General features: G+C 40.3%; 12 protein-coding genes. 7 read left to right on the forward strand and 5 right to left on the reverse strand.

Annotated elements, in window-relative coordinates:
- Positions 1-130: 130 nt before the first annotated feature.
- A complete protein-coding gene (locus CSV79_RS02845; protein ID WP_099687532.1) occupies positions 131-3,058 on the reverse strand; it encodes a transglycosylase domain-containing protein in 2,928 nt (975 codons plus the stop codon).
- A 370-nt stretch (positions 3,059-3,428) separates the two neighbouring features.
- On the opposite strand from CSV79_RS02845, the gene tyrS reads away from it, so the two are divergent.
- Positions 3,429-4,694 carry a tyrosine--tRNA ligase gene (gene tyrS / locus CSV79_RS02850; protein WP_099687533.1) on the forward strand — a complete coding sequence of 422 codons (1,266 nt, stop codon included), beginning with the start codon at positions 3,429-3,431 and terminating at the stop codon, positions 4,692-4,694.
- A 52-nt stretch (positions 4,695-4,746) separates the two neighbouring features.
- Here tyrS and CSV79_RS16720 read toward each other — a convergent pair whose 3' ends face one another.
- Positions 4,747-4,920: a hypothetical protein gene (locus CSV79_RS16720; RefSeq protein ID WP_158232456.1), complete on the reverse strand. Its 174-nt coding sequence runs from the start codon at positions 4,918-4,920 to the stop codon at positions 4,747-4,749.
- 50 nt (positions 4,921-4,970) lie between these two features.
- On the reverse strand, positions 4,971-5,573 hold the full coding sequence (rpsD, locus tag CSV79_RS02855) for a 30S ribosomal protein S4 (RefSeq protein WP_099687534.1): 603 nt from the start codon (positions 5,571-5,573) through the stop codon (positions 4,971-4,973).
- A 347-nt stretch (positions 5,574-5,920) separates the two neighbouring features.
- On the opposite strand from rpsD, the gene megL reads away from it, so the two are divergent.
- Positions 5,921-7,111, forward strand: a complete 1,191-nt coding sequence (megL, locus tag CSV79_RS02860; protein ID WP_099687535.1) for a methionine gamma-lyase — start codon at positions 5,921-5,923, stop codon at positions 7,109-7,111.
- Positions 7,112-7,538: 427 nt separating this feature from the next.
- Here the strand turns inward: megL and CSV79_RS02865 are convergent, their stop codons facing one another.
- Positions 7,539-7,919, reverse strand: coding sequence for a carboxymuconolactone decarboxylase family protein (locus tag CSV79_RS02865; RefSeq protein ID WP_099687536.1), 381 nt, complete (start codon positions 7,917-7,919; stop codon positions 7,539-7,541).
- Positions 7,920-8,135: 216 nt separating this feature from the next.
- Between CSV79_RS02865 and CSV79_RS02870 the strand changes: the two genes are divergently transcribed.
- Entirely contained in the window at positions 8,136-8,453 is a 318-nt protein-coding gene (locus CSV79_RS02870; protein WP_099687537.1) for a YflT domain-containing protein, read from the forward strand.
- A gap of 50 nt (positions 8,454-8,503) precedes the next feature.
- Here CSV79_RS02870 and CSV79_RS02875 read toward each other — a convergent pair whose 3' ends face one another.
- Positions 8,504-9,301 (reverse strand): S1C family serine protease, encoded by a 798-nt coding sequence (locus CSV79_RS02875; protein WP_099687538.1) that lies wholly within the window; start codon positions 9,299-9,301, stop codon positions 8,504-8,506.
- A gap of 308 nt (positions 9,302-9,609) precedes the next feature.
- Here CSV79_RS02875 and CSV79_RS02880 point away from each other — a divergent pair, with 308 nt between their 5' ends.
- From CSV79_RS02880 to thiI, 4 genes are all read left to right on the forward strand, one after another.
- On the forward strand, positions 9,610-9,963 hold the full coding sequence (locus tag CSV79_RS02880; protein WP_099687539.1) for a hypothetical protein: 354 nt from the start codon (positions 9,610-9,612) through the stop codon (positions 9,961-9,963).
- Between the two features lie 186 nt (positions 9,964-10,149).
- Positions 10,150-11,841, forward strand: a complete 1,692-nt coding sequence (ezrA, locus tag CSV79_RS02885) for a septation ring formation regulator EzrA (RefSeq protein WP_099687540.1) — start codon at positions 10,150-10,152, stop codon at positions 11,839-11,841.
- Positions 11,842-11,917: 76 nt separating this feature from the next.
- Positions 11,918-13,051, forward strand: coding sequence for a cysteine desulfurase family protein (locus CSV79_RS02890; protein WP_099687541.1), 1,134 nt, complete (start codon positions 11,918-11,920; stop codon positions 13,049-13,051).
- On the forward strand, positions 13,048-14,250 hold the full coding sequence (gene thiI, locus CSV79_RS02895; protein WP_099687542.1) for a tRNA uracil 4-sulfurtransferase ThiI: 1,203 nt from the start codon (positions 13,048-13,050) through the stop codon (positions 14,248-14,250). Before CSV79_RS02890 ends, thiI begins: the two co-directional genes overlap by 4 nt.
- The last annotated feature ends 7 nt before the right edge of the window (positions 14,251-14,257 follow it).

A 14,257-nucleotide genomic window follows, 5' to 3' on the forward strand; every position in this document is an offset into this window, starting at 1 on the left:
TGTACTTCTCTAATTTAAGTATACATTTTATACTACAGAAATGTATATTGTTTTCGGAAAATCAGAGGATTGTCGGGAACTCTCTAAAAAAACCGGATTACAATGGGTATATTGTAATCCGGTTTGTTGTTTAGTCCTTATTTGGAGCCTCAGCTTCGGGCTTTTCATCTGGCTTTGCTTCTGGTGTAGCTTCTGGCTTCGCATCTGGTTTTGTTTCTGATGTAGCGTCGGGTTTTTTATTAGGCGTAGCTTCCGTCTCTTGATCAGGTTTTTTCTCCGTATCCGGTGTAGCTTCTGGGTTTGGTTTAGGAGGCGCGACATTCGATACAGTGTTAGATGCTTCTGATTGTAGACCTGTAATATCAACTGCTCGTACATAATATGAGCCATAGCCAATATTATAGGAACGTGATGCACCATCTCTGACCGTGCCAATACGTACGCCATTTTGATAAACATAATAACCGATAACATCATTAGATGAAGAAGCGGTCCATGTAAGGGTCGATCCGTTGTTACCTGTTTGCACTGGAGCGGGTGGTACGTTATTTGCTGGGAATCTAGCGCCGGATACGACATTGCTTGAATATCCACCTTGGCCTGCTAATAATTTAGACCCATCTCCACCTAATCTTCCAAGCATCCGTTTAACGAATTGTGAGTTCACGCCAATACCACCAGAAGAAACGAATTCACGTGGTGTAGAAGGGAGTGCTTGGTACAGTTTTCCATTCACTCGAACAGATGCGGTATTAATAATGCTGTCATCTACTTTCGAAGGAACCATTACTTTTGAATTGAATAGGTCAGACCTGACAAGACCTGCAGACGCACACGCCGCAGAAGGTGCCATGCCAGAAACCCCGCAGAACGAACGAGTCACTACGCCGTTTGGACGTTTAAATCTTTCTGAAGCTTTAATTGTATCTGGTCGAACACTGTTGGCGGTGTTCATCAACTGTCCGAATAATCTAGCTGTTCGTTCAGAAGGGTGCATTTGACCGCTACGATAGCCTTTATACAACGGTGTTTGCTGATTCTTATAACCAAGCCATACACCGAGTGATACGTTTGGGTTGTAACCAACAAGCCAAGCATTTCCATAATGCTGAGATGTACCAGTTTTCACTGCTAAATCCGGACGGAAATTCATAAATCCTGGCAAACGCGCTGCTGTACCAGGTGGTCTTAGTACGTCACGCATCATATCTGTAATAATATAGGCTGTTTCAGGGCTGAACACATCGACTGGTTCAACTTTATGTTCATAGATTACATTGCCTTTCATATCTTCAATTCGATCAATTATATAAGATTTGATGAATTGACCGCCATTTGCAAATGTTGCGAACGCATTTGTATTTTCTTCAACAGAAACTCCTACATCCATACTACCAAGTGCGGTCGTTAGGTATCCTCCATCGGCTTCAGTTAATTTAGAGAAGTTCATTTTCTTAAGGAATTCGATGGGCTTTCTATCAATAATTTGATCGTACAGACGAAGGGTTGATAGGTTTTGAGAACGGGCTAGTGATTCACGAGCGGATAAAATCCCTAATTCCCGATCGAAGTAGTTCCCAGGTTTATAGCTTCCTTGTCTAAACTTGACATCAACTACGGGACTACCCGCACCGATTACGCCATACTCTATAGCGGGTGCATAGACAAGTAGAGGTTTCATAGAAGAACCATTATGTCTAAATGCTTGGGTCGAGTGATTCATCGCTTCAATTTCATGATCGCGTCCACCGATAAATGAAAGTACTTTACCTGTATGGTTCTCGATCATTGTTGCTCCGACTTGTACTGGGTCTTCCACAATAGTCGTTTTCCCTGAATCTGCATCTGTTTTTGTAGATGTATACGTGAATCCGTAATATTTGAAGTTTTTCGCGACTTCATTCATTTGATCGTATAGTTCTTTATCAATCGTAGAGTAGATGCGGTAGCCGTCTGTTCGCATTGAACGGTCTGCCATGATCTCATACTTTTCTTTTACTTTTGAATCTTCATCAAATCGACTAGCGTCTAGTCCGTCTTTTTCGGCTAGGACTTTTGCTAAAATTTCGACTGTCCGATTCTGAATTTCTTGCGTAACATACGGATATCGTTCGGTTGCACGTCTAGAAGGTTGTCTGAAATCCTTAACGATGTCATAAGCAATTGCTTCTCGATATTCTTCTTCCGTAATATACCCTGTTTCTCTCATACGGAATAAAACGGTCTTCATACGATTAATACCAGCCTGTAGTTTTTCAGGCTCCTTAAGTCCTTGGTTCTTACTGTAGAAAGGTGTGTATGTATATGGCGCTTGTGGAATACCTGCAATATAAGCAGATTGAGGTAAGTTTAATTCAATCGCTTTAATGCCAAAAAGTCCTCTTGCTGCAGTTTCGATACCTGCAATATTTTGTCCCACTACATCACGACCGTACGGAATGATATTCAAGTATGCTTCTAGAATTTCATCTTTTGTCATAAAATGTTCTAAACGCATCGCTAATAAAATTTCCTTTGCTTTCCGTTCGTAAGATACTTCATTTGTCAGGATTTGGTTTTTGACTAATTGCTGAGTCAATGTAGAACCACCCGTTTGACTATCTGCGTTCGTAACGTCTTGGAATACTCCGCGGAAAATCGCTTTAGGTACAATTCCTGTATGCTCGTTGAAGTATTCATCCTCAGTAGCTAATACTGCGTCTAGCGCATATTGAGAAACCTTATCTAGCGTAATTTGTCGACGCTCGATATCCGAGTTGACTTTTCCTAAATAGATATTATTTGCAAAGAACATTTCTGATGTTTCCTCGTAAGTAAACACCGCATTACGCAGTTCTTCTTTAGAGCGTAAAGGTTCTTTTGCGACGAGTGAAGCGAAGTACCCTGCACCAACAGATGATGCGAACACAGCACCAATCACACCAAGGATTAGAGTCAATATGAATAAGTTCCACAGTACGCCAGAACTAATCCGAATTTTCTTGGCCCACGGTTCTTTTTTCGCCTTTTCGAATGTATTTTCTAGTTGTTGGATCTTATTATTTTTCAATTTATTCAATTCATTCTCCCCCTAAAAATCTTATTTATTATAGCATAGATTACGGATTAATTAAGCATATATTGTTGACTTTCATTGGAACTTGGTTAAAATTAGAGTCAGATGAAATTACATGTCGAAAAAACCGAAGTAATCATAGTGAATGTCCGTATAAGAGAGGCAACGGTTGGTGGAAGTTGCTCGGTGCGCTATGTATGAATTACAGTTTTGGAGTGTACGTTTTGCGCAACGTTATCCGCGCCTTAAAGCCGGAGAGTATTTGCTCTCAAGCCGGGTGGTACCGCGTTAATTACTAATCAACTAACGTCCCTGCATGATCATTTTTGATTGTGTGGGGACTTTTTGTGTTGATTATAGGAGGAAAAGGAAAATGACAAACGAATTAATGGATGATTTACGCTGGAGAGGGCTACTATACCAGCAGACGAATGAAGAAGGACTAGAAAAATTACTAACAGACGAAAAAATCTCTTTATACTGTGGTGTCGATCCAACAGCAGATAGTATGCATATCGGACATATCGTACCGTTGCTTACACTACGTCGCTTCCAAATGCATGGACATCGGCCGATTCTATTAATCGGTGGAGCAACAGGTATGATAGGTGATCCATCCGGTCGCTCAGAAGAACGCCAATTGCAAACGACGGAGCAAGTGGCAGATAATGTACGCGGGATTAAAAAGCAATTGGAGATGATTTTTGATTTTCAATCAGATAATGGTGCAAAATTAGTGAACAACAATGACTGGATTGGCTCTATGTCATTGATTGAGTTTTTACGTGACTACGGAAAACTATTGAGTGTGAACTACATGCTAGCAAAAGACAACGTGGCTTCTCGTTTAGATCAAGGGATTTCGTACACGGAATTTTCTTATATGCTTATGCAAGGTGCGGACTTCAATCATTTATTCGACCATCATAACTGCCGCGTGCAAATCGGCGGATCGGATCAGTGGGGGAATATTACAACGGGTTTAGAAGTCATTCGGAAAATGCATGACGAAGAAGTGAAAGCATACGGATTTACAATTCCTTTGGTTACAAAAGCGGATGGAACAAAATTCGGTAAATCTGCGGGCGGCGCAGTGTGGCTAGACGCGAAAAAGACGTCACCATACGAGTTCTACCAATTCTGGATTAACGCAGCTGACGCTGATGTTGTAAAATATTTGAAAATCTTCACATTCCTCAGCCGTGAAGAAATCGAAGCGCTAGAAACAGCGGTACAAGTAGAACCACATTTACGTAAAGCGCAAAAAACATTAGCGGAAGAAATGACACGACTAATTCACGGAGAGGCAGCTCTTGAGCAAGCCATCCGTATCTCAGCAGCATTGTTTAGTGGGGACTTGAAGGCATTAACAGCTTCTGAAATGAAAGATGCATTCAAGGATGTGCCGACTGTAGAGATGGAAAAAGCGGATCAGAACATTGTTGATTTTATTGTTCAAGCAGGTGTCTCACCATCTAAGCGTCAAGCGCGTGAGGATGTGACGAATGGTGCAATTTCATTTAATGGTGAACGTATTACGGATACGGCGTTTACAGTGGGGGCGGATCAGCGTTTGGAAGATGCGTTTACGATTGTTAGACGTGGGAAGAAGAAGTATAGTATGGTGAAGTTTGTGTAATTTTAAGAAGAGGACCCCTTGGGATTCTTGGTGAATTTCAGGGGCTTTTTGTTTATTGGATTAGTATATTTTTAATCATGCGGATGTCGATGTCGTGATCGTTTGCTTGATGTTGGATCGTGTGCATACAGGCTAGTTGGTCTGAGTGGTGTGGGACTTTTTCCGTTAGTGAGTCGATTTTTTCTTCGGTAGGAATAGTACGTTCACCGAGTTCAAATAAAATCACAAAAAACCCCGTTAGCTGAGAAAATCTCAACCATCGGGGTTTTACTGTCATTAACGTGAGTAGAATTCTACGATCAATGCTTCGTTGATCTCAGCAGCTAATTCGCTACGCTCTGGAAGGCGAACGAAAGTACCTTTTTTAGAATCTTTATCGAAAGTTACATAGTCAGGAACAAAGCTGCTCACTTCTAATGCTTCTTCGATTGCAGTTAAGTTTTGAGATTTCTCGCGAAGAGAGATTTCAGAACCTGGCTTCACTGCGAATGAAGGGATGTCAACGCGCTTGCCGTCAACTAGCACGTGACCGTGGTTGACTAACTGGCGAGCTGCACGACGAGTACGTGCAAGACCCATACGGTAAACAACGTTATCCAAGCGAGCTTCAAGTAAGATCATGAAGTTTTCACCGTGAATACCTTGCATTTTACCAGCTTTGTTGAAAAGCGTGCGGAATTGACGTTCGTTTACGCCGTACATGAAGCGTAGTTTTTGTTTTTCTTGCAATTGCATTCCGTATTCGGAAAGTTTTTTACGTTGGTTTGGACCGTGTTGTCCTGGAGCGTATGGACGCTTTTCAATTTCTTTACCAGTGCCTGTTAGTGAGATACCTAAACGACGTGACAATTTCCAAGATGGACCTGTATATCGAGCCATGAGAGACTCCTCCTCTGTTGGTTTTATTTTGTTGTAAAATAAGACCAGATATGTTCAATCCATCTGCCATTCTATAATCTTGCAACTTCGCCCCTGCAGCCTCGAGGTTACGTGGTGCACCTTTTAATAAGGAATAGACTGGACAAAACAGAACACATAACTGCTGCAACTATTTTACACAAAGAATAGCATACCAATTTATTGGCTTGGGGTCAAGCATATTCATATGAAAGAAAGAAAAAGTCTGCAATTCTTTTGTTTTCTCTAAAATCGCTGTACACTGAAAAAGAGAATAACGAAGCGCTTTCAGAAACTTTCTGAATAGAATGATAGAAGGAGGAATCAATATGCAGAAGAATAACGACTGGCATAAAGAAACGGCAATGATTCATGAAGGATACGACAGCAAAGAACATCAAGGGAGTCTTGCAGTGCCGCTGTATCAAACTGCAACGTATGTATTTGATTCAGCTGAGCAAGGAGAAAAACGATTCGCTGGGGAAGAAGTGGGGAATATTTATTCGCGCTTAGGAAATCCGACGGTTAGCGTATTAGAAGAACGTATTGCACGACTGGAAGAAGGGCAAACAGGTCTGGCATTTGCGTCAGGAATGGCTGCGGTTAGTGCTGTATTTGTTCATGTCACAAAAGCGAATGATCATGTGTTATGTTCTCGTGGAATTTACGGCTGTACATTCGGACTTTTGAAAATTATGGAAGAAAAATACGCGATTACACATAGTTTAATCTCTATGAGAACAGAAGAAGAAATTGAAAAGGCGGTAAAGCCAGAAACGACGTGTATATATGTAGAAACGCCAATCAACCCGACGATGGAATTGGTCGATTTGCAAGCTGTTGTGAATGTGGCTAAACGACATAATTTAAAAGTAATTGTTGATAATACGTTCTGCTCACCGTATATTCAAACGCCTTTGACGTTCGGTGTTGATTTCGTTTTGCATAGTGCAACGAAATATTTGAATGGTCATGGCGACGTCATTGCAGGATTATTAGTAGGTAATGATAAGGAAGAAATGGCGAAACTTCGAGGCACTGTACAAAAAGATTTTGGTGGCGTTATTTCACCGTTTGACGCATGGCTATTGCTTCGTGGAATTAAAACATTGCCCGTGCGAATGGACCGACATGCGGCAAACGCGAAAATTCTTTTTAATTACTTAAAAAAGAAAGCTCAAGTAGATGAAGTCTTTTATCCATTTGACGACCAACATCCACAATACGAAATTGCGAAGAAGCAAATGAAAACAGGTGGCGGCTTAATTTCTTTCACTATCAAAGGTGGAAAAGAAGAAGCGCAGAAGCTAATGAACCACTTATCACTTATTAAATTAGCAGTTAGCCTTGGAGACGCGGAAACATTAATCCAGCATCCAGCCACAATGACACATTCTGCAGTACCGAAAGAAGAGCGTGAAAAAATGGGGGTAACCGATTCGTTGATTCGGCTGTCTGTAGGGTTAGAGCATATGGATGATATCATCGCTGACTTAGAACAAGCATTTCAATGTATCTAAAAAACAGGCGATCCTTTGCAAAGGATCGCCTGTTTTATTCTATAGAATTGTGGAAGGACTGTCACAATGGGCAGTCCTTACTTTTGATAACTTACCATAATAATGTTGGTTTTATATATCGTGTAGAATCTGAATGTACCGTATTTGCCGCGGTCGTGTTCTACTGGTTGTTTTACTTAAGCAACGCAAACCCTACCTACTTTTGCGTCCTTGCGACCCTATAGTCGCGCCAGTGATGAATAAGTGTTCCGAAAAACATCTGCAGAACGCCATTTCTTTGTGTCAGATTAGTTATCAATCTCAATTCACTACTATACATTATAATTATGTTCTTGTCAATACGTCTTTATCTGGCGACGTCTTTCCAGAAGAACGTATGCCGCCCTAAACGGGAAGCGTAGCAATTTTTAACGGTAACAAAATCTGATTAGTTATCTTCTACTAATAGATCTTTTGCTGCTGTTAAAGCATTTTGAACACGTGGGAAACCAACATACGGAATTAGTTGCATAATACTTTCCACAACCTCAGTTTTTGTCAGACCGACTGTGAGTGCGCGTTTTACATGTGTTTGAATTTGAGTGGTCGCTCCTTGAGTGACGAGTGAAGCGAGTGTCACTAATTGACGTTGTTTACTGTCGAGTCCAGGTCTCGAATAGATCTCGCCATACGCAAATTCTACTATATACTTACGTAAGTCCGGCGCTAACTCTTTTAGTGCGTCAGCTGTCATCATACGATTCGCTTCCTCTTCGCTGACGTACTCTTTAATTTTCGTTAAACCTGCTTCAATTCGTTCTGTTGACATATGCAAATCCCCCTACTATTTCAATTATTCTGTAGATGGAGTATAGCACACTTGTCCATATGCTCGTCTATTGATAAATGAAAGAGAATACTTTTAAGGAGTTTGAAAAACGGCAATAGTACAAATGGTTCTTATTCAAGTAGAAATGTTTAAGAAGTAGTGTAGGAAGGTATAGTTGAGTAGAGCAAGAAAACAACAACTTTGGAGGTAATACAAATGGAAAAGTTTTTCTTGGAAAATGCAGTACAGGCAAAAAAGAAGGTTGAAGAATTGGTAGCACAAGGCTACACACACGAAAAAATTTATGTTTTTGCACATAGCGAAGATCGTGAAGATAAGATTGCGGATGCGCTAGATTCTGAAAAAGTCGGAATGAGTGAAATGGGCTTACTTGATAAGATGAAGAATATGTTTACATCTCGCGGTGATACATTAAGAGCGGAGATGCAGGCGGTCGGACTTACTGAAGCAGAAGCTGAAGAAGGCGAAAGTGAGTTAGACAAAGGTAGATTATTACTCGTCGTTAAACGATAAAATAACGAAGGATCGGTAAAGGGCTTGTCCCTAACCGATCTTTTTCATGCCTATAAATTTTCCATAGCATCATAATACAGGTCAATTGGAATGAATAACCCAACTTTTCCGTGACTCTTTTCATCCAATGTTGCAAAAATCGTACCGATCACTTCACCATTCTCATTAATGACCGGGCTTCCACTATTGCCACGGTAGACAGGAGCCTTTATCATAACAACTGGATTTTCCCAATCGGGTAATTGGATATAATCGATTGTATTGCCTTGATTGGCAATGCCTGAAAAACTAAGTGGATTACCGATAATTGTGATAGGTTCGTGATCATAAAAATGAGTTTCATCTGCCAATGTTAAATGCGGAAGATCTTCTCCATTCACATTTATTACTGCCATATCTATAGAAGGAAATGTTTTTGTGACAGTAGCGGTGAAACGTTCGCCCTTAGGAAAAGAGACAAGCACGGATTTATTCCCTTCAATTACATGATAATTCGTCAATATAGTACCGTCGTCACTAATTGAATAGCCGGTACCTTTGCTATCTCCAGTAGCAACAATAACAATTGATTTCTTATATTCTGCGATATGCAGGTTTTTAGAAAGTGTAGATGAAGTTTTTAAAAATTCAATGGCTGGAATCGAATAAATTTGAAACATGATAGAAAAGGTACTGATTGCTAATGTCATTGCCATGATCCAAAAAATCCATTTAGGGAAAGGGCGGTATGTGCGGCGTATGTTTTTTTCAGCGGCCGCTTTTTCAAGTGCTTCACGCTGCGCTTCGAGTACTAATTCCTGTAACACCTCATCGTCTAGCTCTTCTTGTAAAGGATCTTTTGTCTTCACTCACCACACCTCCTTTTACTACCTAGTCTATCAGAAAATGAATAGAAAAGAAGTGTAGTCCCTTTTACTTCTAGTTATCTGAAAGGTTGTGTAATTATAGTAAAAAAGAACGTTGTATGTGATATGATATAGGTGAAGAAATAGGGCTAAATAGTTGGAGGTGTTCCTATGACTAGATCCATAACTGTCCGGGCAGAATCAGTTGAGCGGATTCACTTAGAGAAGAACAAACAACGATTGTCTATTTACGTAAACTGATTAAGGAAACGGAGTTACTGCTACAAGTATACAGTGAAGAAGTGAGTTCGGTGTCGCTACTGCAAGCCGCATTTGCGCTCAACAGTATCCTATATAGTAGTGGAAATATTCATATTCGCTCGAAAGGTGTCTATCAGTGCTCCATTACCGCACGTAACAACATGGAGATTAAAGGTGTTTGTCGTGGGGGAGAAGTAATTGCTAGCAAAGATATCGAAATGGAAGAAACAGGTTCTACTGCGGGTGTGAAAACGAAAATTCAAACGAACGACGGTGTGATACGTTTCGGCGCTGCACATCCGGGTATGGTAATTCAAATTGGCGAACAACGTCATGAGTTTTTCACAATTACATATGGCGTGATAGCGCTGGTAGATGAAAAGGGGAGGTTAGTGATTAAATAGTCGTTTCCAAACCGTGAATCGAATCGAATTATTCCGTAGAATACGTCTGCAATAGATAAGTTCTCTACTATTTATTAAAAAATATGTTTTAATAAGACGAAAATACTTTAAACATGTTACGATATACTATAATATCTATAGTAGTCACTTTATGCGCGAAGTGTGGGATAGGGGGATCATAGTAAGATGATATATTTCATCATTCCATTAATTATTGTTATTGCCTTAACAGTAATGGCATTTCTTTCTAGGAAAAAGCATTTAGAAGAGATCAATAAGATGGAACAAGAGAAATTACAAATTCAAAATAAACCAATATTTGAAGAAATGATGAAGGTAAAGCAGTTGAACATGACAGGCGAAACGGAAGATATGTTCGAGAGATGGCGCAACACTTGGACAGAAGTAATGGACGAACGCTTGCCGAAGGTAGATTTGCTTTTACTGGATGCAGAGAGTCAAGTCGATCGTTTCCGCTTTAAAAAAGCGACAGAGACGCAGAAACAAATTGTAGATATCATAACGCAATGCGAGAGAGACATGCGTGAACTTCTACAAGAACTAAATGAGTTAATTGGAAGCGAAGAGAAAAATCGTGTCGAAATTGAGACGATTAAAGAGACTCACCGCGCAGCGCGAAAAAGAATTTTAGCTCATCAGTACTCATTTGGACCTGCTGTAGAACCATTAGAGAAGGTATGGGAAGCATTCAATCCAAGATTTGAGCAATATGATGCGTTGATTGAAAGTGGGAATTATTTGCAAGCGCGTGAAATCGTGATTACATTGGCGGATAAAGAAGAACATTTTTCTTATCTACTTGAAGAAATTCCTGCTTTACTAACGGAGCTACAATCGAAAATACCAGCTGCTTTGCGTGAATTACGTAAAGGTATTATCGAAATGGAAGGGCAAGCCTATTATTTAGGTCATCTGAAGTTACCTGCTCGTTTTGATAAAATTGAGCAGCAACTTGTTAATCTTCGTCAACTTCTTGCACGTCTAGAGGTAGAAGAAGTTGCGCATGATGTGGAAGAAATCCATGATGAAATCGAGTCATTCTATGATGTGCTTGAAGAAGAAGTGAGTTCTCGTCATTATGTAGAGGAACATTGGGAGCCTACGCTAGATCTTTTTGAAGAGCTTCAATATTCGATACAAGATACGATCGAAGAATTAAAGTTTGTTCAGCAAAGTTATCGTCTGGATGAAGAAGAATCCCAAATACCTCATTACGGTATGCAGAAGTTGAACGCGTTGGCGAAACGAGTGGAAGAATATATCGATCGTCAAGAACGTCATGAATCTGCTTACTCGGAACGACAGATTGAGCTACAGGGAATAACTGAAGAGTTAGATGAGATTGCGGAAGAGCAAACGAAATTTAGCAATCGTATAAAAAATCTTCGAATTGATGAAAATATGGTTCGTTCTCGTTTGGTCGCTCTTGCACAGCAACTTCATATTGCGGATCGCAACTTGCATCGTGCCAATATTCCAGGTGTACCTGATGATATGGAAATTCAGCTGGAAGAAGCGGATGAACAGATCTTTATTGTCAAACAAAGCTTGGAAGAAGTTCCACTTAATATGGCATTAGTTGAATCATATGTTCAAAAAGCTGCTGCTGTTGTTGAAGATGTTTGTGATAAAGCGGACGATATGGTCGAAAATGCGTTGCTCGTTGAACGCATAATCCAGTATGGAAACCGTTACCGGGCATCTCATCCGCATGTACATGAAAAATTGTTGCAGGCGGAAGAGTCGTTCATGCAATATCGTTACTTAAGAGCATTAGAAGAAGCAGCTACTGCGGTAGAAGAAGTAGAACCGGGTGCCATGAAGAAAATTCAAAGTACACTTCAACAGAAAGTATAAAGATATTCCCACAAAGCCACCGGATTGACCGGTGGCTTTGTTTCGCTCATTCTTATAGAAAAGGAAGGATTACCTCATGTATTTTGATCATAGTGCAACAACTAAAACAGATGAACGCGTCCTTCACACCTTTATGGAAGTCTCCACTACATACTTTTCCAACCCTGCATCGTTACATGCGGCGGGAAAGCAAGCTGAAAAATTATTGGAAAAGGCACGTTCGCAAGTACTCGCTACACTTGGCCTAGAATTGACAGAAGGTGTCTTTACGTCAGGAGGGACGGAAGCAAATAATCTTGCTATTTTAGGTTATGTTTATGCCAATCAACATAAAGGACGTCATTTACTAACGACTGCAGTTGAGCATCCTTCGGTTCTTCACGCATTTAAGTATCTTGAAACACAAAATTTTACGGTCGATTATTTAACTGTAGATTCTGAAGGTAGAATTTCATTGGCTGAACTTCAATCGTTCTTGCGTCCAGATACGCTACTAGTGAGCATAATGCATGTAAACAATGAGATAGGCACCATTCAGCCGATTGCAGAATGTGCAAAAATCATTCATAGTCAATCGCGTGCGGTCTTACATTCGGATTGCGTGCAAAGTTTTGGCAAGATAAAGCTTGATGACGAGCAAAACTGTCCAGACTTAGTTACATTATCAGGACATAAAATTTATGGAGTTAAAGGTAGTGGATTTTTAGCGTACCGTAAAAATATACGACTACATGCTATTTCATATGGTGGCGGCCAAGAAAAGAATCTGCGCAATGGAACAGTCTCTGTACCGCATGCGGCTGCTTTAGCTAAAGCAGCTCGACTGCAAGTGGAAGAAGCTAACATACAGCAATTTCAGCAATGGCGGGATGAGTTAGTGCAGTTTTTTTCAGGAATAGAGGATTGTTTAGTATTAGCGCCTCAGGCGAGCGCACCTTATATAGTAACTGTTGCTTTTCGTCATGTGACAGGTGAAGTAGTCGTCAATTTTTTACAGGAGCGGGGCATTTTTGTTTCTACGTCCAGTGCGTGTTCTTCGAAAAAGTCAGGCGTAAGTCATGTGATTGAAGCGATTCGACTGCCGAAGGATTTTGAAAAGGGTGTTATTCGTATAAGTTTTGGTAAAGACCAAACAACCGATGAGATTCATCAATTGAAGAAAGCTGTCCATCAATTCATGCAGCTATTGAAAAGGGGAATTCGAAAATGAACTGGAATACCATTTTAATTAGATATGGTGAAATGTCTTTAAAAGGGAAAAATAAAAGTAAATTCGTACGGAAATTGAAAGAAAATATAAAGGTTGCATTGTCTGAACTTACAACACTAAAAATGCGTGCAGAAAGAGACCGGATGTTTGTCTATACAGAACGATTAGAAGAATTAGATCGCGCGATTGAAATATTGCCGACGGTTTTTGGTATTCAATCCTTCAGCCCAATCGCTATTTGTGAACCCACGCTTGAAGCGATTAAAGAAACTTCACTCAAGGTACTGGGTAAAACAGAAACAGAAGGTAAAACGTTTAAAGTAGATGTCAAGCGGACAAATAAATCTTTCCCACTCGATACAGGTGAACTACAGCAAGAATTAGGTGGTCATGTTTTACGTGCATTTCCAAATTTAATTGTGAAAATGAAAAAACCCGAAATTTTATTGTATGTAGAGATCCAGCGTGAAGCCGCTTATATTTCATCTCATACGTTTAAAGGTGCTGGAGGCATGCCGGTTGGCTCTAATGGACATTCACTTCTACTGCTTTCTGGAGGAATCGACAGCCCAGTTGCAGGTTATCAGATGATGAAGCGTGGTGTGGCCTTCGATGCGATTCATTTTGCCAGTCCACCCTTTACAAGCGATTTGGCATTACAAAAAGTAGAAGATATCGTTAGACAATTGACGAAATTCGGCTCAACAATTCGTTTGCATATCATTCCTTTCACACAATTACAACAGGCGATCATCAAACAAGTACCAAGTAATTTAACGATGACTACGACGAGACGAATGATGATGAAAATAGCAGATCGAGTACGGGAAGAGACAGGTGCGCTCGGACTTATCACTGGTGAAAGTATGGGACAAGTAGCGAGCCAAACGTTAGAAAGTTTGACGACTATTAATGAAGTAACGTCCACTCCAGTGCTCCGTCCACTGATTGCGATGGATAAATTGGATATCATTCAAATTGCAGAAAAAATTGAAACATATGAGATCTCCATTCGTCCTTTTGAGGATTGTTGTACTGTTTTTACGCCCCCAAGCTCTAAAACGAAGCCGCAACTAGAGAAAGTACGTTATTACGAAAGCTTCGAAAGTTTTGACGAGATGGTCGAAGAGGCTGTGAGTAACCGTACGACCGTTATTCCGAGCCAGAATAAAGAAGAAGCATTCGATGATTTGCTCTAAAGAAAAT

This window comes from Sporosarcina sp. P13, from assembly GCF_002743055.1.
In the GTDB taxonomy this organism is placed as follows: domain Bacteria; phylum Bacillota; class Bacilli; order Bacillales_A; family Planococcaceae; genus Sporosarcina.

Bases quoted from the DNA above. Each gene is read 5' to 3' on its own strand.
- tyrS (WP_099687533.1), top strand. From the start codon at position 3,429: ATGACAAACGAATTAATGGATGATTTACGCTGGAGAGGGCTACTATAC.
- CSV79_RS02865 (WP_099687536.1), bottom strand. From the start codon at position 7,919: ATGTCAACAGAACGAATTGAAGCAGGTTTAACGAAAATTAAAGAGTAC.
- rpsD (WP_099687534.1), bottom strand. From the start codon at position 5,573: ATGGCTCGATATACAGGTCCATCTTGGAAATTGTCACGTCGTTTAGGT.
- thiI (WP_099687542.1), top strand. From the start codon at position 13,048: ATGAACTGGAATACCATTTTAATTAGATATGGTGAAATGTCTTTAAAA.
- CSV79_RS02870 (WP_099687537.1), top strand. From the start codon at position 8,136: ATGGAAAAGTTTTTCTTGGAAAATGCAGTACAGGCAAAAAAGAAGGTT.
- megL (WP_099687535.1), top strand. From the start codon at position 5,921: ATGCAGAAGAATAACGACTGGCATAAAGAAACGGCAATGATTCATGAA.
- ezrA (WP_099687540.1), top strand. From the start codon at position 10,150: ATGATATATTTCATCATTCCATTAATTATTGTTATTGCCTTAACAGTA.
- CSV79_RS02890 (WP_099687541.1), top strand. From the start codon at position 11,918: ATGTATTTTGATCATAGTGCAACAACTAAAACAGATGAACGCGTCCTT.